We start from the raw sequence: 20,190 nt of genomic DNA, 5'->3' as shown, positions 1-20,190 counted from the left end.
TCACTTCCTTGGATCTATAGGCCAGAGTACAGAATGTCCTTCCTCACGTAATTTGTCTACAAGAGAAAGCGGATTCATTGTTTGGACTCTAAGGACTATAATTTTATAATTACTATCCTCTTTATCTGGATAGACGAGGACACTAAGAATATTGGCTTTTAAATTACGAAATACGGAGGTAACCTCAAAGAGCTTACCTGTACGATTAGGCACTCTTACTTCGATTTGTGACCCTGGCTGATGGGCACCTGTTAATTCTACATAAGTATGAAGGAGGTCTGTCTGAGTCACAATGCCGACTAATTGGTTATCGTTGAGAATGGGCATACAACCGATGCGGTGCTCGTAAAGGGTCGCAGCGATATCCTCTACAAAGTCTAATGGGTGTCCAGAAATAATGTCCGTTTTCATAATTCGTTTAATTGGTTGTGAGAGGCCTTCTTTTAATTGAACTGTATCTAGTATAGAAGGCGTCGCATCCCGTATATCTCGATCTGTTACTAAGCCGATCAGGTGATTGGCTTCATCGATAATGGGCAAATGGCGGATTTTTTGATCACGCATGAGTTGGAGTGCATCAGCAATGAGGTGATTTTCTGTAAGTGTAAAGATTTCCTTCTTCATCATTTCTTCAACAATCATTTAAAATCCCCCTTTTTAAGAAAAACTAATACATAAAGCGATTCATAAATCGAAGTTTATCGAACTGTTGAATGGAATCTGTGCTTACCCGATTACCAATCCGGGCCATTAGACAATTAGCGGGATGGGAGCTGATTTCTGGATCATCGGTAGCAAACCAAACAAGTCCCCCTGCATTCATCATCTTTTCCATGATTTTGCGATACTCCCATACGTTTAAACCAGTTCCTTTTAAGTCCCAATGCCAATAATATTCGGTAGTAATAACAATATAATCTTCCATCGCATCATCCATCATCGATACGCGTAAGATACTTTTTCCAGTTCCCGTTCCTCGAAAGGCAGGAATCACTTCTATTGCCCCTAGTTCTATGAGATTATTCATTTTCCCTTCTGACCATCTTTCTAACGGATCTGGATATAAATAAGTTGCATAGCCTACGATCGTATCTCTAAATCTAGCAATAATGATTCTTCCTTCAGGTAAACCAGCAATCTCAATTAAGGCCTTCCTCTGTTGCTCTGGAGGTCTGAAAGCAACAAGATCATGATGAAAGTCATAGGTTTTTAGAACGTCGGCAGATATCGGTCCTTCAATGATTAATTCTCCGTTTGCCGTATTCAGTTTCATCGCATTATACGTTTTCAGATGCTGCAATTCATTCACCGCCTAAAACAATTAATCTTTCTATCTATTATACATAAACTACTGAAGCGCTTTCATATAAAAAACATCAATTTAATGACAATTTAAAATAATATGTAGATTATATAAAAATTTTAGTGGGAATTGAAACCTTTTTATTTTAATTGCCCTATATTTGATCAATGGAAAGGGAGGATTTAACATAATATTTACGTCAGCCTTTTTAGATTACTCTTAACAGGCAATGTAGCCGTGAAGAAAATCATAGCAATAAAAGAAGTAAGAACGTTTGTTAAAGCTATCAGTATAAAATTAAAAACCCAGAGTAGCTTCAACACCAGATGAAGTAATGGAGAATGTAAAATCTTACTTCACAGTAGGTAAGTATAAAAAAACAGCTAGCTGATCGAACTGTTGACATTTTTGAAAAAAGTGGCTGCACAAGCAAATAAGCATATCTCTAGAGCAGATAGCAATTGGTAGGTGAGAGTAAATCTAAGTATATTTTAGATTTAGTATTTACTAGTAAAAATGAAGATGTAACGATAGCAAGACAAGAAGAATGGAAGAAGGATAGACCATTTTTTAGTTCAGATGTACGAGCCCTGGTAGCTTAACATCCTTACCAATTTCCCTTCAGATGTACGCCTGAATCTCCTTTATTCATCTAACCGTGATTGGAAAAAATCATATCAATAACACAGAAGGTAACAACTTTTAATGGTTATCCAATCTTAACTTACAGTTTAATAAGTCTTTATAGATAATTTACTGCCTTATAATTTAAAAAATTGTGAAAAAAAAGTATTTATATTATAATAGTTTAAACAAGTTTAAAGGGGGATAAATGAACATGAAATTGGAAGCGCTGCCAGCAATACAAGGTAACCATAATTTGAAAAATTATGAGGAAGCGTATAATAGTTTTGATTGGACAGAAGCGAAAAAGCAATTTTCTTGGTACGAAACAGGGAAAATGAATTTGGCGTACGAGGCAATTGACCGCCATGCTGAAAGTGATAAGAAAAACAAGGTAGCGCTCTATTATCGTGAAGGTGAGAATAAAGAGAAGTATACCTTTAAAGAGATGAAGGACTTTTCAAACCAAGCGGCTAATGTACTAAAAGCACATGGAGACGTTGAAAAAGGTGATCGCGTATTTGTTTTTATGGGACGTTCACCAGAACTTTACTTCTCAGTTCTTGGCGCAATCAAGCTAGGTGCCATAGTCGGACCACTATTTGAAGCCTTTATGGAGGGAGCAGTAACAGACCGTTTAGAGGATAGCGAAGCAAAAGTCCTTATTACGACTCCTGAACTATTAGATCGTGTACCCGCTGATAAATTACCAAACTTAAAACATATTTTTGTTGTTGGTGAGAATGTAGAAGAAAATGGAAAATTATTAGATTTTCGTAAATATATGCAAAAGGCTAGTAAAGAATTAGAAATTGAATGGGTAGAACCGACAGACGGTCTAATTTTACATTATACTTCTGGTTCCACTGGTAAACCAAAAGGTGTGCTGCACGTTCACAATGCGATGATTCAACATTATCAAACGGCGAAATGGGTATTGGACTTAAAAGAAGATGATGTTTATTGGTGCACGGCTGACCCAGGTTGGGTAACAGGAACTTCTTATGGTATTTTCGGACCTTGGTTGACAGGAACATCAAACCTTATTGTCGGAGGCAGATTTAGCCCAGAAACATGGTACCAGGCGATTGAAGATTATGGTGTTACGGTTTGGTATAGTGCACCAACAGCTTTTCGTATGTTAATGGGCGCTGGGGATGAAGTAGTGAAGAAATTCAACTTAAGCACTCTACGACATGTGTTAAGTGTAGGTGAACCATTGAATCCTGAAGTGGTGAGATGGGGAGTGAAAGTATTCAATAAGCGTATTCATGATACGTGGTGGATGACTGAAACGGGTGCTCAACTCATTTGTAACTACCCAAGCCTAGAAATTAAACCTGGCTCCATGGGTAAACCAATTCCAGGGGTAAAAGCAGCCATTGTCGATGACCAAGGGAATGAACTACCACCAAATCGCATGGGTAATCTGGCCATAAAAAAAGGGTGGCCATCTATGATGCACACCATTTGGAATAATAAAGAGAAATATGATTCTTACTTTATGCCAGGTGACTGGTATGTTTCAGGTGATTCCGCTTATATGGATGAAGATGGATATTTTTGGTTCCAAGGGAGAGTCGATGATGTAATTATGACGTCCGGCGAACGGGTAGGACCATTTGAGGTAGAAAGTAAGCTCATCGAACATCCAGCTGTTGCTGAAGCTGGTGTCATAGGAAAACCGGACCCGGTTCGTGGCGAGATTATAAAAGCCTTTATTGCGCTAATCGATGGTTATGAAGCAACAGATGAACTGAAAGAAGATATTCGTCAATTCGTTAAAAAGGGGTTAGCTGCACACGCTGCACCTCGTGAAATCGAATTCCGCGACAAACTGCCAAAAACACGTAGTGGTAAAATCATGCGCCGTGTATTAAAGGCTTGGGAATTAGATTTACCTACGGGCGACTTATCTACAATGGAAGACTGAGCAAAGAGGTGAGTTGCGAGTCAATGATTGAGGTATTCCTCTCTAATTGACTCGCTTTTTTATTGTTTTTTCAAGTATAGAGAGTGTTGTTTAGAAAAAAGGGGGGGAAGTAGCTATGAGTGAATGTTTTATATGTAATAAACATGCTGGAAAAATTGCAACTGCTGGAGTCATAATTTATGAAGATGAGTATATCTATGTGGGGCATATTGATAGTAATGGAAAGCCTAACTACTTAGGCCATATTATGATTGATTTAAAAAGACACGTACCGACACTCGCTGAAATGACAGGAGAAGAAGCTAGGGCATTCGGGGTTATAATGGCTAGAGTTAGTAAAGCACTAAAATATTCAGAAAGCGCTGAACATATCTACTCGCTTGTTTCGGGGAATTTTGTTCCACATCTTCATATGCATTTAATCGCTCGTTATCCGAATACGCCAGAAGAATATTGGGGTCCGCTGGAAGTTTACAATTGGGATGAGGCTCCAATGGGCGAAAACAAAGAAGTAGTGGAACTTTGTAATCGTCTGAAAACATATTTAGAGAATAATCCTCATGAATAACCACATGAAAGAATTTAGTTGGGTGGGAAGTCAAGAAGACTTTGTAGATAGACAAAATATTACCTATGTAAACCATATAATAGTAGGCCGATATGGAGGAAATTCGAATGCAGGTCAATATAAGAATGAAGATGGATGCTTAGTATGGCTTAACGAAAAGGAAGATTGGGAGTTCGTTATTGTTTTAGATGCACATAACACAGCCGAAAGTGCTGAAAAAGTGTTAGGATTGTTTGAGGATGGAAAGGCTCAAATAAAACCTTTATTGTCTATGACTGCATCTCAGAAAACTTTTAAGATGTTAGAAGAAAACATAATAAGTATGTTTCAATCTAAGAAATTTTTATCTATCTGCCAAAAGACACAGGGAGAAACAGCTTGTTTGATTGTCGTTAGGAAAGATAAATATATTTGGTGGTTTTCGGTTGGGGACTGTGTTCTTTATTTATTTCATCCAGAACTTTCCTCATTAGGACAATACCAATTAAACCAAAGGCAATTCTATGAGTGGATAGGACAAGTCAATACTTTTGAACAAGAAGTACCTTGCTACAGTGTTGGTATCAGAGAGTTAAGACAAGGAGAAAATCACCTCTTGCTGACCACAGATGGTTTATTAGAATGTCCGAATGAACCCTATTCAAACCCTCAAAACATTTATCATGCTTTCGCCAGTTCGAAGGAAGAAGAAAGCATGAAAACATTGTTTCGATGTATCGAAGAAAATAATGTAAGAGATAACACGACAATTATTTCTTGGAAAACATCTATTTTAAAGAAAGTTACTTTACCAAGTGATCAAACGTAAAAATATAAAGATAAATAAAAAAGAGGTGCGAATGCACCTCTTTAAATCTCTAAATTTCTCATTGTTCTATTCTTCATCACTCGTATCCGGTTGATCTTCTTCCGCAGGAGGATTTTCTGTTTCACCTTGAGGCTTTTCCTCTTCCGGTTTTTCTTCTGGTTTGCTATCCGTTTCTGTTTCCTTATCTGTTTGTTCCTCTTTAGGCTCGTTTTCTTTTACTTTGTCCTCTTGTTTTGGCTTCTCTTCTTCCTTCACTTTGCCAACTTGGACTTTGCTTGAAGGTGAAGATTCATTACCGGCAATATCAACTGCTGTAACATGGTACTCACCATTGCCACCTTTATAGCCTAAGGAGTCACCGGCTTTTATACTGGCTACTTTTTTACCGTCTTTATATACACGATAACCAATGACGTCATTTTCAGGATGTTGCCCCCAAGTGATGGAGTTACCTGATGCTTTAGCATTTGGTGCAGCTGGCTTTTTGCCATTTTCACTCATTTTATCGGCTGCAACGAGTACTTTAGCCCATTTATCCCTTTTCGGCAATAAATCACTTGGGTTCGCTCTAATGCCAAATAGTTTTTCAATATAATCGGCATCTATGACCATACCAGGCTCAGAAAATTCCGCTGGTGTGGATTCAAGTGCCAAATACTTTTTATCCCCTATATAGACAATTCTACCTGTTCCAAGACTATCATCTGATTTAGACGGAACATATTTTGCATTAAAGATGTCAGTATCAACAAGTCCTGCTTCAGAGCAAGCTTGAGAAGGGATTAAACCACTAATTGCACAGAATGAGCGACTGACTATACCATCAGGTCGTTTAAAGGTTTTATCTGGCTTCATGAGTTCAGGATTTACATCATAAGCAGCGTTCATCAAATCAGCCCATAAGTAATTATTACGTGCGCTATAAGATAAACTACCACTTGCTTTTAGAGACTTAGGCGTATCGTAGCCACTCCATAGACCAGCGGTTACATTTGGGTTAGACGCGACGAACCATGCATCTTCAAAGTTATTACCTGTCCCTGTTTTTCCTGCCCAATCGGCACTAAATTTTAAACGGTTTTTAACAGCAGTGGCTGTCCCACTATTAATAACCCCACGCATCACATCTATTGTTAAGTAAGCTGTTTGCGGAGTAAAGACTTCTACTTCCTTCGTTTCATGCTCGTAGATGACATTGCCTTCTTTATCAGTAATCTTATCAATCATATAAGCATCTACGAATTTACCGTTATTAGCAAATGTAGTAAATGCATTCGTATTTTCCTCAACGGAAACACCATTTGTTAATGAACCTAATGCAGCTGATCTATTCGTTTTATCTTCTGCGGTTAATGTGGTTATACCCATCTTTTCAAGATATTGTGCCGGATTTTGGCTCAAAATATCGGTATAAAGTTTAACCGCTGGGACGTTATAAGATTGTTCAACGGCATACCTTGCTGAAACTAAACCATGGTAGGTAAAAGAATAGTTTTTTGGCCAATAGTCACTTGAACCTGGATTTAAGCGCAGTGGCACATCGGGAAGAATACTTCCTGGTTGTGCTGCACCAAGTTCGAATGCAGGACCATAAACAAGTAATGGTTTCATGGTTGAGCCGTTTGGTCTTAACGTATCGGTTGCATGGTTAAGGTCTTCATTTAAGGATACACCCTTGCCACGACCACCAACAAAGCTCAGAATTTTCCCTGTACTGTTTTCAATAAGTTGTCCACCAACCTCCACTGGTTCCATTACTTCTTTTTCTTCACCATCGATTACATAGGTTGCACTTTTGGCTGGGCCGTAGTTAGGATAATCTTTAACAACTTTTTGCCAAGCTTCATAAATATCTTTATCAATAGTTGAGTGAACATGATAACCATTCTGTCTTAATGCTCGATCAGCTAAAATAAGATATTCGTTTTTAAGGTCACCAGTTAAATCAGCTTCTTCATAGCCATCTTGTTCTGCTAAGATGGATGCTAAAAGCTCCTTGGCGCGGTCTTGAATTTCATAAGTTAAATAAGGGTATTTTTCAATTGCATCATCATTTTTCGGTTTTCTAAAGTCAGCAACAATATCATACTCACTAGCTTCTTTATATTCTTTTTCAGTAATTCTTTCATCATCGTACATTCTCTTAAGTACGACTTTCATACGATCAATGCCTGGTTGTAGAGACTCTTCATCCTTTAAGCCACCACCTTGTTGGAATGGTGTATAACCAAAAGGTGACTGAGGCATACCAGCAATGAAAGCTGCTTGAGGTATAGACACATCTTTAGCATCAACACCAAATAAACCTTGGGCAGCAGCCTGAACGCCAGCGATATTTCTACCTTCCGCATTGCGGCCAAAAGTAGAGACATTTAAATAAGCTTCAAGAATCTCCTCTTTATCGAAATAATTCTCTAACCTTAATGCGAGTAAGATTTCTTTTGCTTTTCGATCAAAAGAAACTTCGTTTGTTAAGATCTGGTTTTTTATCAGTTGCTGAGTTAATGTACTTCCTCCAGATTGAGTAGAGGCGTTAGTTACTTCTTGAAACAGTGCACGTAGGATAGCTTTTGGCACTACACCTTCGTGCTCATAAAAGTACTCATCCTCTGTGGCAATAACAGCATCTCTCAAATATGGTGAAACATTTTCTAGCTTCACTTCTTCTCTTTCAAGGTCCGTTCTTACATTTCCTAAATATACATCACCAGCGAAATATAATTTTGAGGTTTCCTCATAATTATAGATATCTTTTTGCATATTTTCATAAGAACGAAGGGGTTCATCTTTAACAAGAGAAGCAAAATAGCCAATACCTGTGGCACCTGCAAATGCCCCACCTAAGATAACGGTAATTGCAAGTATTAATAATAAGTTCCATATAACTTGATATGTAATACGTGCGCCTTTTTTGGTTTTATTATGAGTTAAAAAACCGAACGCGGCTTTTGCTTTTTCTTTTATCTTGCTGAAGGTCTCATTCATTCGTTCATCCCTCCTAAAATCAAATACATTATAGCATAACCTAACAGGTAATATGACAAGGTTCGTCATAAAGTACAAAATTCATATTTTTCCTATTGGGATGAAAAAAAGTTAAAAAAACGTCATATTGACATTGGTTATTCTTTTATGATAAAAATGCATTATTACGATTCAATTTAATATTAGCGTTGATGGGTCATAAGTAGTCATTCTATCCCTGTTTTCAGAAAGTCGACGGTTTGCTGTGAGTCGATACAAATAGAAGTGCGAAATACCTCCCGGAGCTTTTACTGCGAATGAATATATCTAGTAGTAGTAAACGGTATTTCCGTTATCAGTGAAGAGTGGAGAATAATAGTGTTCTCAAACTGGGTGGTACCGCGCAAAGAAATGCGTCCCTGCAATGAGCAGGGGCGTATTTTTTTTGGATAAAAATTTATCTTTTATGAAATAAAGGAGGAAAAGTGGATGAATTTATTAGAAGATTTACAGTGGAGAGGCATTATTTATCAACAAACAGATGAAGAGGGGATGAAGGATCTTTTAGAAAAAGAAAAGATTTCCTTATATTGTGGGATGGATCCGACTGGTGATAGTATGCATATTGGTCATTTATTACCCTTCTTAACATTGAGAAGGTTTCAAAATGCTGGGCATCGTCCGATTGTGTTAGTAGGGGGGGCAACTGGGTTAATTGGTGATCCAAAGGCGACAGAAGAAAGAACACTACAAACGATTGAGAAAGTACAAGAAAATGTTGCTTCTTTATCACAGCAATTAGAACGTATTTTTGATTTTGAAGGAGATAATGGAGCGACATTAGTCAATAATTACGACTGGACATCGAGTATGAATATTGTCACTTTCCTCAGGGATTACGGTAAACATATTGGGGTTAACTATATGTTAGCTAAAGATACGATTGCTAAAAGATTAGAATCAGGTATTTCTTTTACGGAATTCACTTATACGATTTTACAAGGGATGGACTTTAAGCATCTTTATGAAAATCATCAATGTAAAATTCAAATTGGCGGCAGTGATCAGTGGGGTAATATTACAACTGGGCTTGAGCTTATCCGTAAAATGGTTGGAGAAGGTGCAAAAGCATACGGTATGACCATTCCGCTTGTGACAAAAGCTGACGGTACGAAGTTTGGAAAAACAGAAGGTGGAGCCATTTGGTTAGATGCCGAAAAAACATCACCTTATGAGTTTTATCAGTTCTGGATTAATACAGCAGATGCAGATGTCATTAAATACTTGAAATACTTCACATTCCTATCACGTGAAGACATCGAAGCTTTGGAAGTAGCTGTCCAAGAAGAGCCTCATTTACGTAAAGCACAAAAGGCATTAGCAGAAGAAATGACGAGACAAATACATGGTGAAGCAGCATTGAACCAAGCGCTGAAAATTACTGAAGCCTTATTCAGTGGACAAATTAAAGAGTTAACCGCTGCGGAAGTAAAGGAAGGGTTTAAGGATGTTCCTTCTTATCAACATACTGGAGAGGGCAATATTGTTGACTTACTTGTAGAGGCTAAAATTTCGCCTTCTAAAAGACAAGCGAGAGAAGACGTAACGAACGGTGCAATCTACATTAACGGTGATCGTATGCAACAGGTTGATTATCAGTTGAGTGAGCAAGATAAAATAGAGGGTCAATTTACAGTTATTCGTCGCGGGAAGAAGAAATATACATTAATTCAATATTAAAATGAAGTAGCCTATTTCTAAAAATTAGAGATAGGCTACTTATCTTTAGTAAACAGTTTTTCTGCATTTTTTTAATGCTATTAAGCGTATTAAGCGTGGCCGATTATAGCGTTGTACGATAATAATAGGTAAATTAAATATTAATGCATAGGCAATCATTACCCAACCTGCCCAAATGGGGTTCCAAATGAAAAATAAACATGCAGGTGGTATGGATAGCCAGTGGGTGAGCTCTGCTCTTCTAGATTCATATAAGAAAACTTCAAGGTCTGACAGAGAAACACCCTGTAAGTTTTGTTTTTCGTATCCTTTAGAAATAATATGCTTACCATCTGGAATTTTATGTTTCCACTGTCTTACCTTAACCAGCCATTGCCAAAGCTCTCCGTTTTTCTCCCATTTTTTTGATTGATAAAGATGAGAATCATTTTTAAACCAACGGAGTGGTAGAGAAGCTAGTAAAAGAGATAAACTGATGTGAATGAAACCCCATGCAAGAATATTAACTGTCAAAAGAGCGAGTGGTGTAAGGGTGAAAATCGGAAAAATATTCATACTTTTACCTTCCTACCACGCCAGTTCACCCTTTTTTTAATTCGCGTTAAATAAAGAGAATATACAAATGTTAGTGTAAAGAAACAAAATAAAAATGGATAAAGGACAATACTCGCTATATGAAAACGACCGATTTTTTGAGACTGCAAAATAAGATGATAGATGTAAAGAAGATAAAATCCTAATGAAATAAGTAATAAGCTAAGACTGCTTTGCCATAGTGACAATAAGATGAATGCAACGGAAGAAAAGGCACCGGCAATCCATAAACTTATTAGTATGGTAATAAAAGAATGAGTAGCCTTTGAAGCTGTAGCAAAGCTTTTAGTCCAACCTTCAATCAAACCTTTGATCCCCTCTGGGTACATACGAAAGCTGATAAGGTCTTTACCGCTAATACAATGGACTGGGAATCCCTCTTTACTAAAAATTCCTCCTAACACAAGATCATCCATAATCGCTTCCCCGACTTTTTGATGCCCGCCTGTCTGTAGATATTCATGTGTATTACATAAGATACACGGACCGAATGCACCTGCAGGTGGTATTTTTTGACGAAAAATGGTAAAGACATTCATGCCTGCAAAAACAATCATATTAAATAGTAAGGATAAGTTTTCATAGGATTTTTTAATACGATGAAAAGGCTGTACAGAGAGAATACCGGTTTTTCCGTATCGTTCATATGTTTGCATTAAATTCTGCAAGCTATCAGGATGTTCAAAGAATGTATCAGCATCAAGGAATAATAAGAAATCACCATTCGCTTCGTTCGCGCCAAGCCAGCAGGCCGCTGACTTTCCTTTCCAATTTTCTCTTAATGTGTTGGTATTTAAAACCTTTGCACCGTAATGCATAGCAATAGAAGCTGTGCTATCTACCGAACCATCATCGATGACAATAATTTCTCTTGGCTGCATAATTTGTTGCTGTAATGAAGTGAGTAAGTTCGGCAATCGTTTCGCTTCATTTCGTGCGGGTATAATGATAGATACCTGTTCTATAAGTGGTGAAACCAGTTTTGTACTTTTTTTTTCAGCAGTGGGAATTTCCCATAACATTAGCTTCCCAGAAAGGAGGCCAAATATAATGAACAAGACAAGTACGGTGAGAATACCGGTCAGAACCATGAATGTTACGCCCTTTCTTTTTCAGCAGTCATTATTTTATCACGCACTTGCATACCGCTAAGTGTGACCATCGGCATACCGCCACCTGGGTTTACGGTTCCGCCTGTGAAAAATAAATTCTTATACTTTTCACTTTGTTTAGGGTGTTTAAAGCCTTTGTTTTTGCTCTTATCAGAAACGGTTCCATAGATAGAACCACGATGAGAGTTGTATTTTTCTTTGATATCTTCAGGCGTCCAAAAATCCTCTGTAACAATGGATTGGCGTAAATTAGTCAATCCCATTTCTTCTAATTTAATGAGTACAGTCGTCCTTAAGTGCAAATAATCCTCTTTTGTGAAGGGCTGATCTTGGATATACGGGATATGTGGCAGTACTTTAAGATTTTCATGGCCAACTGGAGCCTGACTTGGGTCTGTTTTATTGACATTGACTAAATAGATCGTTGGATCATCTGGTAGTTGTTTTTTATGAAATATTTTATTCATCTGTGTCTTTAAATCTCTTGAGAAAAAGAAATTATGATGACGTAATTGTGGGTATTGGTTTTTAACACCAAGATGAATCACTAAACCTGAGCTAGAGGGCTCAAACTTTTTTTCAAGTTTATTAATGTAGCCTATGTTTTCATTCAATAAAAATTGATAGGTTGGAATGACTTCCATATTGGAAATATAATAATCAGCCTTTAGGGTGGTACCATCTGCTAGAATGGCTTCTGTGACTTTATTTTTGCTAGTAGATAATTTTGTTACCTCTTGACCGTGGTAAATATGAACACCAATTTCTTGAGCAAGTTTTGTTAAACCTTCTGCAATTTTGTGCATACCACCAGGCACATACCATACCCCTTGCTTATGCTGCATATAAATCATCATATTAAGTATAGCTGGTGCATCATAAGGTGAAGAGCCAACATATTTGATAAAATAAGAGAGCATTCTCTTGAGATGATGATGACTAATATGATGCTCGATGGCATCATACATCGTGGAAAATAAATCAAACCCTCTAAGTGAGCGGATGATTCCGTGATGTTTGATTACTTCTAATGTTGAATCAAGCCCATGCTTATAGTAACCTTCATTAGTCATTTCATATAACCCTTTACAATAATGAAGGAACTGCTCATATTCTTCTATATCCTTGGATGTTAAATCATCATTTTCAGTGAGCATTTGTTCTAAATTTGAGAAGAGATCAAGCATTTTTCCATCTGGAAAGAAAGCACGCCATTGGTGTGCTACTTCCTTTATTGGAATATATTCAGACATCTGTTTGCCACTGCCGTTAAACAATCTTTCAAAAATATGCGGCATGGTTAAAATACTTGGTCCAAGATCAAAACCAAACCCATCTTGCTCAAGCCTATTTAATTTTCCACCGAGGTGAGCATTTTTTTCATATAATGAAACTTGAAAACCGCTCTGTGCTAAGGAAATACTAGTGGACAGTCCGCCGAGTCCACCGCCGATGACAATGGCTGTTCGCTTCATTAATTATCCCCCTTAATTAGCTAAATCCATTCTTGTATTATTTAATATATCCGCCACATCATCATAGATCATCGCATGCTTTTCTTTAAAACAGTTATATTGTTTGTTTCTAATTTGTGCTAAGTAGCTTCTATAAACTCTTGCAGCGGATAATACTTGGAATTGAGAGTCACGATCAAATAGATGATAGCTCGTTTCAAAGCTGTCATATTCGTTTTCAGCCTTTTGGGCAAGTTCCTCCCAAATTGAAATAAATGAAGGGTTAATCACACCTCTTGAAAGTTCTCCAGTTGAATATTGATATTTTACTAGCAAATTTTCTGGGATATATATACGTTGATGATTGCGATAATCTTCACCAATGTCTCGTAAAATATTTGTTAATTGCATAGCATTTCCTAATTTAATAGCTATTGGTCTTAGTTGTTGGTAATGCGCCTTAGCGATAATAGGTAGCAGCATAAGGCCGACAGTTCCGGCTACATGATAACTATACTTCAACAACTCATCTATTGTACGAGGGGCTTTGAAGGAAATATCCATTGCTTGTCCTTCTAATTGTTCAAAAAAAGGTTGAATATTCATTTCATAGCGGTTAAATACATCTCGTAATGCTCTCCATAAAGGTAAATCTAGCTCCTTATTATGTTGAAACAGGACAAGTTCATCGTGTAGTTGCTCCAGACGGGTAACTTTTTCCGCCGTACTGTCATGAAGGTCGACTGCATTATCTGCCATTCTACAAAAAGCATAAATGGCATACACTGCATTCGCTTTTTCCTTCGGTAGATGAGAAAAGGTATAGTAAAAACTATTTGAATAGTTTTGGATGATTTTTTCACAATAATAATAATCGGCTAATAGCTGCTGATTCATTACATGCCCCCCTTAAATTTTCTCGTATGCTTTCTCGTCATCTAATATAAGCTCCTCTGAGGCAATTTTTGCTGATAATAATACAATCGGTACGCCTGCGCCAGGATGTGTACTACTACCGGTAAAGTAAAGATTTTCACAATAAGTAGCTTTACTTTGCGGGCGTAAGTGATTGCTTTGGGTCAAATTTGGTCTTAATCCAAAACACGCTCCATTATAAGCGTTAAATCGATGTTTGAAATCCATTGGAGTGATATGTGTTTCAGAAATAATGTGTTCTTCAATATCTTCGAATCCAGGCATGGTTGATAATTTTTTCATGACTTGCTCGCGGTAGTGTTGCGAGGTTTCATGCGTCCATTCATCCTTAGCTGTAGAGAGCTCAGAAACAGGAACAAGTATATAGAGACCATCTTTATCTTTAGGTGCCATTGTTTCATCAAGTTTTGAGCCGATATAAACATAAAAAGAGGGGTCATTTAATTGGTTACCTTCGAATATATCGTCAATGTTTCTCTTTAAAGATTGACTAATATAAAAATTATGGACAGTGTCTAGTTGCTCCACTTTTTTATCCAACCCTATATACATGAGAAAGCAGGAACATGAATATTTCATTTGATCAATCTTTTTATCTGTATATTTCTTTCCTTTAGTGCGCTGATCTTGAATGAGATGTTTCATGGCATGAGGAAAGTCTGCGTTGCACATAACATAATCAGAATGGACAACTTGGTTGTTTGCCTGTATACCATATGCTTTTCCATTTTTTATTAAGATCTGTTGCACGTCGCAGTTGTAATTAATTTTACCTCCTAGTTCTAAGAAAAGTTTTTCCATTGATTTTGCCATCGTATGCATTCCACCTTTTATAAACCAGACCCCATAAAGTATTTCAATCATTGGGATAATCGTATATAAAGATGGTCCAGTATAAGGAGAAACCCCAATATATAATGTTTGGAAGCTCAGCATACTTTTTATTTTGTCATTTTTGATGTACTTTCCAATAAATGAATCTGCACTATCTAATGTTCTTAATTTGAGAGCTTGCCTCAATACTTTGGGGTTGTAAAAATCTTTTCCATTCCTAAAAGGTTTTTGTAGAAAGTGTTCTTTGGCAACTAAAAACCGTTTGTATATTTTTTCTAAATAGGTGAGGAATCCTTGGGCATCTTTCTCATCAATATCTTCAAGTGTTTTCATTAATTCAACTAAGTTTGAGGATATTTCATAATGATCTTGAGACTGTTCACTGAAGAAAACAGCGTACATCGGATCGAGTTTTTGCATAGGAATATAATCATCAGGATCTCTTCCGGCAAGTTCAAATATCTCTCTGTATAGTTCGGGCATCATCACGATAGTCGGCCCGAGGTCAAATGTGAAGCCATCTTTTTCGATACGATTCATTTTACCTCCAGGATTACTATCTCTTTCATAAATTTCTACATCATAGCCTGCTTTTTGTAATCGTATCGCACTAGCTAATCCTGCAACACCTGCTCCGATGACTACAACACTTTTTGTCTTTTCCATTGCTTCGCTCCTTTTTTTTCTGTACCTAATGAAAAGGAGAAAGTCTAGAATTTAAGTGACACATATGTCACTTAAGTTAAAAAAAAACCTTTCCTTTTACAATAGATAAATATCCTTAATAGTCTTATTTCAAACCTTTTTTTAAAAATTTATTTATTCTAAGATTTTTTCCCTTTTATCTCATATCATTTTTAATATTTATCTCTTTATCTATATATGTTGCTGAATAAAAAAATAGTAGAAGAAATTGAGTGGACCTGTTTTGTATAGTAAAAAAGCAAATAGAAGCTATAGCTCTCTATTTGCGCGATATTTCTTTAGCTTCCTAGCAGCAGATGCTTGGCTAATTCCTAGTAATTCAGCTACTTTATAGCTTGAGGGATATTGTTTATACGTATGTAAGAGAATATGTTTTTCAATTCTTTCTATTCTCTCTTTTAAGCTTTCATTATTCTTTTGTAGTGGTAAGTCAATAAGGTCTGGTTCGATTTGCTTGTTCTTAAAGAGTGCTTGGGGTAGGTGACTTGGGTAAATAATGACAGAATCAACTGTTAAGACAAGTCTTTCTATTAAATTCTCAAGCTCGCGCACATTTCCTGGCCAATGATACTCTGTTAAGTATTCGTAAGTCTCATTATGAATCTCTTTCTCCATATGATATTTATTGTTCATGATGGACAGATAATGACTTACTAAAAAGATGATGTCTTCTTTCCGTTTTTTTAAAGGGGGAATTTCAATGGGAATTACATTGATACGATAATAAAGGTCAAGGCGGAAATCACCTTTATTGACCATTTCCTCTAATGGGCGATTCGTGGCTGTAATCAGTCTGAAGTGACTCGTTCGCTCTGTATTACTGCCAACTCTTTTAAACTTCTTTTCTACAAGTACTTTTAATAATTTGACCTGTAAGGATAACGACAATTCTCCAATCTCATCTAAAAATAATGTGCCATGATGTGCTTGTTCAATTAACCCTTTTTTTCCATGCTTATGGGCCCCAGTGAAGCTCCCTGGTTCATAGCCAAAAAACTCCGTTTCGAATAAACTTTCTGGAATGGTACTGCAGTTAACCTCAATGAATGGTTCTTTTTTTTCTTTACTTAGTTGATGGATTTTTCTTGCCCACATACTTTTTCCAACACCAGATTCACCTAATAATAAGACGGTTGCGTTTGTATTGGCTACCCGATGAATCGTTCGTTTGATTTCTTCCATTTTTTTGTTACGATATTGGGCATTTTCTTGTTCTCTAAGTGCTTTTACGACCTGCTGATAATTTTGGATTTGTCGCTCTAGCTCTTTATATTGTAAATGAAGTTTATTTATTTCTGTTTGATCTTGAGCATAGCTCACTACGAATTGTATTTGATTGTTATTATCAAATATTGGGTAGGCGGTAGTCATAATGATTTTTCCTGTTAGCGTTTGCTGCATCAGTTCTACTTGTTGTTTCTTTTTTATTACTAGTGCTGTAATTGAAGGGTTAAATACGCCTTTTGCCTCTAATTCATAAACTGTTTTACCTAAGCAATCTTCTTGCCTTACACCATAAACAGACCAATGTTTTGGATTGAAATATAAGATTTCGCCTACGCCATTTGTAATTGTAATATTATTATTGGATGTGAGAACGATTGTTTCTATTAAATGATGAAGTGATGAATTTTCCATATAAAAACTCCTTTGCATATAAACCTCTCTTTAATTATACAATAATTCAAAATATAATTAATAATTAATTTATTGATTAAAAAAGTCAAAAATGAATTATTAAATTCATTAATGATAAAGAAGTTTCTTCATTTAATAAGTTTTATAAATTTGGCATAAGAATTGCATTATAAATAATAATATTCTAAATAATCACATAATGGAGGAATTGACATGACGACATTATTAACCACAGAGTTATCTGAATTAGACAAGAAGCATTTTATCCATCCAACTAGCTCAATTGCCCAGCAACAGGCGGAAGGTCCGAGCCATATATTTACAGAGGGTAAGGGCGTATATTTGACAGATACAAACGGACATAAAGTTATTGATGGTATGTCCTCGCTTTGGAATGTCAATATAGGCCATGGTGTGAAGGAAATGGCTGAAGCAGCTTATGAACAAATGTCTAAACTCGCCTTTACATCTAATTTTAGCACTTTTAGTAATGAGCCAGCGATCCGCTTAGCAGAAAAGTTGTCAAAAATACTACCAGGAGATCTGAATGCTGTCTTTTTTACATCAGGGGGTTCCGAATCAAACGATACGGCATTTAAATTAGCAAGACATTATTGGATATTAAAGGATCAACCAGAGCGCCAAAAAATTATTTCCCGGAAAATGTCGTATCATGGTGTTGCAATGGGGGCTACAAGTGCTACAGGGTTAAAACCGTTTCGTGATTTTACAAATGCTAATGCGCCCCATTTTCACTATGTAAATTCGAGCGTAGAAGAATTCCGTACATTAGTAGAGAAGGAAGGACCTGAGACAATAGCCGCTTTTATTGCTGAGATTGTTCAAGGTGCAGGCGGAGTCAACCTCCCACCAGAAGGCTACTTTAAAGAGATAAGAAAAATATGTGATGAATATGGCATCTTAATGATTATCGATGAAGTCATTACTGGCTTTGGAAGAACAGGAAAATATTTTGCCATTGAACATGAAGAGATTCAACCAGATATGCTTTGTTTTGCCAAAGGTGTAACAAGTGGATATGCCCAATTAGGTGGAGTTGCATTTAATGATCGCCTACACAATGATTTTAAGACTCTCTCAAAGGGCACTCTGTTGCATGGTTATACGTATAGCGGTCATCCAGTGGCTTGTAATGTTGCTTTGAAAAATATTGAAATCATTGAGAGAAATGGTCTTATTGAGAACGCGAAAAAAATGGGAGAGGAATTGTATAAAGGGCTAAAGTACTTAGAAGAAAAACATGAAATCGTGACAAATGCAAGAGGGTTTGGTTTACTTGGTGGCATTGACATTGTCAAAGATAGTCAATCTGGTGAGCGTTTTGCTGAATATTTAAGTCCACTCATTGTGAAGGAAGCTGCGAAGCTAGGGTTGATTTTGCGAACAGTTACGTATGATCATGACTCGATTGTTTTTTCACCGCCGCTCATCATAAACAAAGCAGAAGTAGAGCAGATGGTTAATATCCTTGACCAGGCGATTTCGAATGTAAAGAGAGAGGTGTTAAAAGGTTGAAGATTGATACAAATAAAAAAAAGTATATGCGCTACAACCCTGCTAATACTGATGAATTAATAGGAGAAGTAGAAGAATCATCCCTAGCGGAGGTAGACTTAGCGGCTACTTCTGCTAGGCAAGCCTTTTTAAAATGGAAAAACAAGCCTTCAATTGAACGTGGGGAAATTTTACGAGTAGCTGCAGATCTATTAGAAGCAAATATGGAAGAACTGGCTATACTTGCGACAAAAGAAACAGGAAAGGTTATAAGAGAGACGAGAGGTGAAATAGGAAGAGCAGCAGCGATTCTCCGATATTATGGGCAAGAAGGATGGAGACAAATTGGAGAGCATATTCCTTCTGCGTTTATTGGAAAAACTCTCTACTCTTCTAGAGTGCCGATTGGACCGATAGCTGTTATTTCTCCATGGAATTTTCCAATCGCCATCCCAATCTGGAAAATGGCCCCAGCATTAGTTTTCGGAAATACAGTTGTTTGGAAACCATCAGAGGAATCTACATTAACAGCAATAAAACTAGCAGAAATTCTGTGGCAAGCAGGGTTACCTAAAGATGTGCTACAAATGGTTAATGGTTCAGGAGCAACGATTGGAGAGGCATTAGTTCGTCATAAAGAAATAACTGCAGTTACATTTACAGGGTCAAACCAAGTAGGCAATCAAATTGCTGTTACTGCTGCATCTCAGCAAAAGAAGTACCAACTTGAGTTAGGCGGGAAAAACCCTGCGATTGTAATGGCTGATTGTGATTTATCTTTTGCTGCGCAATCATGTATAGACGGTGCAATGAAACAATCAGGGCAACGCTGTACAGCAACGGGCATCGTTTATGTTGAGGAGGCAGTCTATGATTCTTTTAAAACGATATTGGAGGATACAATCAATGAATTGAAAATAGGAGATCCATTATCAGAGATGACAGATATTGGTCCGGTGGTATCAAAGAGACAATATGAAAAAGTACAATCCTATATCCAAAAAGGATTGGGAGAAGGTGCAGAGCTTGTTTGCGGTAGGAAGTCGCTTGCTGATACATATTGGCAAAATGGTTACTATATTCAACCGACAATTTTTGAAAATGTGAAAGAAAACATGAGGATTGTTAAGGAAGAAATCTTTGGCCCAGTTCTTTGTTTAAGGAAAGTAGCGAATTACAAGGAGGCATTAGAAGCAACGAATTCCTCTAAATATGGCCTAAGCGCTTCTATTTTCACGAATAATCTTCGCCAAGCATTTCATTTTATTCAACATGCTGAAGCAGGTATGGTTCAAGTCAATGGAGAGACTGGAGGTGCAGAACCCCAAGCACCATTTGGGGGAATGAAGGCATCAAGCTCAGGTAGCAGAGAACAGGGACAAGCAGCAATTGAGTTTTTTACAGAGATAAAAACAGTATCTATACAAACTTTTGAAACATTAGATGGCAATTAAATCTGAAA

The 20,190-nt window shown here is 37.0% G+C and carries 16 protein-coding genes and 1 other annotated feature; of the genes, 7 read left to right on the top strand and 9 right to left on the bottom strand.

Annotated features, from left to right (window positions below; all coding sequences use genetic code 11):
* Window positions 1-642: an acetoin utilization AcuB family protein gene (locus tag MKX78_RS17950; protein WP_307316775.1), complete on the bottom strand. Its 642-nt coding sequence runs from the start codon at window positions 640-642 to the stop codon at window positions 1-3.
* 25 nt (window positions 643-667) lie between these two features.
* On the bottom strand, window positions 668-1,300 hold the full coding sequence (locus tag MKX78_RS17945; RefSeq protein ID WP_095372243.1) for a GNAT family N-acetyltransferase: 633 nt from the start codon (window positions 1,298-1,300) through the stop codon (window positions 668-670).
* 464 nt (window positions 1,301-1,764) lie between these two features.
* On the opposite strand from MKX78_RS17945, the gene MKX78_RS17940 reads away from it, so the two are divergent.
* From MKX78_RS17940 to MKX78_RS17925, 4 genes are all read left to right on the top strand, one after another.
* Complete coding sequence (locus MKX78_RS17940; protein ID WP_307316778.1) at window positions 1,765-1,905, top strand: hypothetical protein; 141 nt, start codon at window positions 1,765-1,767, stop codon at window positions 1,903-1,905.
* 236 nt (window positions 1,906-2,141) lie between these two features.
* Window positions 2,142-3,860, top strand: a complete 1,719-nt coding sequence (acsA, locus tag MKX78_RS17935) for an acetate--CoA ligase (RefSeq protein WP_095372244.1) — start codon at window positions 2,142-2,144, stop codon at window positions 3,858-3,860.
* A gap of 115 nt (window positions 3,861-3,975) precedes the next feature.
* Window positions 3,976-4,428 carry an HIT family protein gene (locus MKX78_RS17930; RefSeq protein ID WP_341051774.1) on the top strand — a complete coding sequence of 151 codons (453 nt, stop codon included), beginning with the start codon at window positions 3,976-3,978 and terminating at the stop codon, window positions 4,426-4,428.
* Window positions 4,421-5,236 carry a protein phosphatase 2C domain-containing protein gene (locus MKX78_RS17925; protein ID WP_341051771.1) on the top strand — a complete coding sequence of 272 codons (816 nt, stop codon included), beginning with the start codon at window positions 4,421-4,423 and terminating at the stop codon, window positions 5,234-5,236. The genes MKX78_RS17930 and MKX78_RS17925 overlap by 8 nt, the downstream gene beginning before the upstream one ends.
* A gap of 66 nt (window positions 5,237-5,302) precedes the next feature.
* Here MKX78_RS17925 and MKX78_RS17920 read toward each other — a convergent pair whose 3' ends face one another.
* Window positions 5,303-8,221, bottom strand: a complete 2,919-nt coding sequence (locus MKX78_RS17920) for a transglycosylase domain-containing protein (RefSeq protein ID WP_307316783.1) — start codon at window positions 8,219-8,221, stop codon at window positions 5,303-5,305.
* 179 nt (window positions 8,222-8,400) lie between these two features.
* Window positions 8,401-8,624, top strand: a binding site (T-box leader).
* Between the two features lie 65 nt (window positions 8,625-8,689).
* Here MKX78_RS17920 and tyrS point away from each other — a divergent pair.
* Window positions 8,690-9,940, top strand: a complete 1,251-nt coding sequence (tyrS, locus tag MKX78_RS17915; RefSeq protein ID WP_095372248.1) for a tyrosine--tRNA ligase — start codon at window positions 8,690-8,692, stop codon at window positions 9,938-9,940.
* Between the two features lie 45 nt (window positions 9,941-9,985).
* On the opposite strand, the gene MKX78_RS17910 is transcribed toward tyrS, so the two are convergent.
* The 6 genes from MKX78_RS17910 to MKX78_RS17885 all read right to left on the bottom strand — a co-directional run bounded on the left by MKX78_RS17910 (window position 9,986) and on the right by MKX78_RS17885 (window position 17,213).
* Window positions 9,986-10,495, bottom strand: a complete 510-nt coding sequence (locus tag MKX78_RS17910) for a glycosyl-4,4'-diaponeurosporenoate acyltransferase CrtO family protein (protein WP_095372249.1) — start codon at window positions 10,493-10,495, stop codon at window positions 9,986-9,988.
* Window positions 10,492-11,625 carry a glycosyltransferase family 2 protein gene (locus tag MKX78_RS17905; RefSeq protein ID WP_095372250.1) on the bottom strand — a complete coding sequence of 378 codons (1,134 nt, stop codon included), beginning with the start codon at window positions 11,623-11,625 and terminating at the stop codon, window positions 10,492-10,494. Before MKX78_RS17905 ends, MKX78_RS17910 begins: the two co-directional genes overlap by 4 nt.
* Window positions 11,626-11,630: 5 nt before the next feature.
* Window positions 11,631-13,121: a phytoene desaturase family protein gene (locus MKX78_RS17900; protein WP_307316789.1), complete on the bottom strand. Its 1,491-nt coding sequence runs from the start codon at window positions 13,119-13,121 to the stop codon at window positions 11,631-11,633.
* A 12-nt stretch (window positions 13,122-13,133) separates the two neighbouring features.
* Window positions 13,134-13,997 (bottom strand): phytoene/squalene synthase family protein, encoded by an 864-nt coding sequence (locus tag MKX78_RS17895; protein WP_341051769.1) that lies wholly within the window; start codon window positions 13,995-13,997, stop codon window positions 13,134-13,136.
* Between the two features lie 12 nt (window positions 13,998-14,009).
* Window positions 14,010-15,536 carry a phytoene desaturase family protein gene (locus MKX78_RS17890; RefSeq protein WP_095372253.1) on the bottom strand — a complete coding sequence of 509 codons (1,527 nt, stop codon included), beginning with the start codon at window positions 15,534-15,536 and terminating at the stop codon, window positions 14,010-14,012.
* Window positions 15,537-15,824: 288 nt separating this feature from the next.
* A complete protein-coding gene (locus tag MKX78_RS17885; RefSeq protein WP_095372254.1) occupies window positions 15,825-17,213 on the bottom strand; it encodes a sigma-54 interaction domain-containing protein in 1,389 nt (462 codons plus the stop codon).
* Between the two features lie 213 nt (window positions 17,214-17,426).
* Here MKX78_RS17885 and MKX78_RS17880 point away from each other — a divergent pair, with 213 nt between their 5' ends.
* Window positions 17,427-18,749 carry an aminotransferase family protein gene (locus MKX78_RS17880; protein ID WP_307316798.1) on the top strand — a complete coding sequence of 441 codons (1,323 nt, stop codon included), beginning with the start codon at window positions 17,427-17,429 and terminating at the stop codon, window positions 18,747-18,749.
* Window positions 18,746-20,182 carry an aldehyde dehydrogenase family protein gene (locus MKX78_RS17875; protein WP_307316800.1) on the top strand — a complete coding sequence of 479 codons (1,437 nt, stop codon included), beginning with the start codon at window positions 18,746-18,748 and terminating at the stop codon, window positions 20,180-20,182. Before MKX78_RS17880 ends, MKX78_RS17875 begins: the two co-directional genes overlap by 4 nt.
* Window positions 20,183-20,190: the final 8 nt, after the last annotated feature.

Source organism: Cytobacillus sp. FSL R5-0569, from assembly GCF_038007265.1.
Lineage (GTDB): Bacteria > Bacillota > Bacilli > Bacillales > Cytobacillaceae > Cytobacillus > Cytobacillus kochii.
This window is presented reverse-complemented; position numbering and strand designations above follow the sequence as displayed.

What these genes read in the sequence shown, in the direction of transcription:
- MKX78_RS17890 (WP_095372253.1), bottom strand. Translation starts at nt 15,536, where the DNA reads ATGGAAAAGACAAAAAGTGTTGTAGTCATCGGAGCAGGTGTTGCAGGA.
- MKX78_RS17900 (WP_307316789.1), bottom strand. Translation starts at nt 13,121, where the DNA reads ATGAAGCGAACAGCCATTGTCATCGGCGGTGGACTCGGCGGACTGTCC.
- MKX78_RS17880 (WP_307316798.1), top strand. Translation starts at nt 17,427, where the DNA reads ATGACGACATTATTAACCACAGAGTTATCTGAATTAGACAAGAAGCAT.
- MKX78_RS17925 (WP_341051771.1), top strand. Translation starts at nt 4,421, where the DNA reads ATGAATAACCACATGAAAGAATTTAGTTGGGTGGGAAGTCAAGAAGAC.
- MKX78_RS17920 (WP_307316783.1), bottom strand. Translation starts at nt 8,221, where the DNA reads ATGAATGAGACCTTCAGCAAGATAAAAGAAAAAGCAAAAGCCGCGTTC.
- MKX78_RS17910 (WP_095372249.1), bottom strand. Translation starts at nt 10,495, where the DNA reads ATGAATATTTTTCCGATTTTCACCCTTACACCACTCGCTCTTTTGACA.
- MKX78_RS17885 (WP_095372254.1), bottom strand. Translation starts at nt 17,213, where the DNA reads ATGGAAAATTCATCACTTCATCATTTAATAGAAACAATCGTTCTCACA.
- acsA (WP_095372244.1), top strand. Translation starts at nt 2,142, where the DNA reads ATGAAATTGGAAGCGCTGCCAGCAATACAAGGTAACCATAATTTGAAA.
- MKX78_RS17905 (WP_095372250.1), bottom strand. Translation starts at nt 11,625, where the DNA reads ATGGTTCTGACCGGTATTCTCACCGTACTTGTCTTGTTCATTATATTT.
- MKX78_RS17895 (WP_341051769.1), bottom strand. Translation starts at nt 13,997, where the DNA reads ATGAATCAGCAGCTATTAGCCGATTATTATTATTGTGAAAAAATCATC.
- MKX78_RS17930 (WP_341051774.1), top strand. Translation starts at nt 3,976, where the DNA reads ATGAGTGAATGTTTTATATGTAATAAACATGCTGGAAAAATTGCAACT.
- tyrS (WP_095372248.1), top strand. Translation starts at nt 8,690, where the DNA reads ATGAATTTATTAGAAGATTTACAGTGGAGAGGCATTATTTATCAACAA.
- MKX78_RS17950 (WP_307316775.1), bottom strand. Translation starts at nt 642, where the DNA reads ATGATTGTTGAAGAAATGATGAAGAAGGAAATCTTTACACTTACAGAA.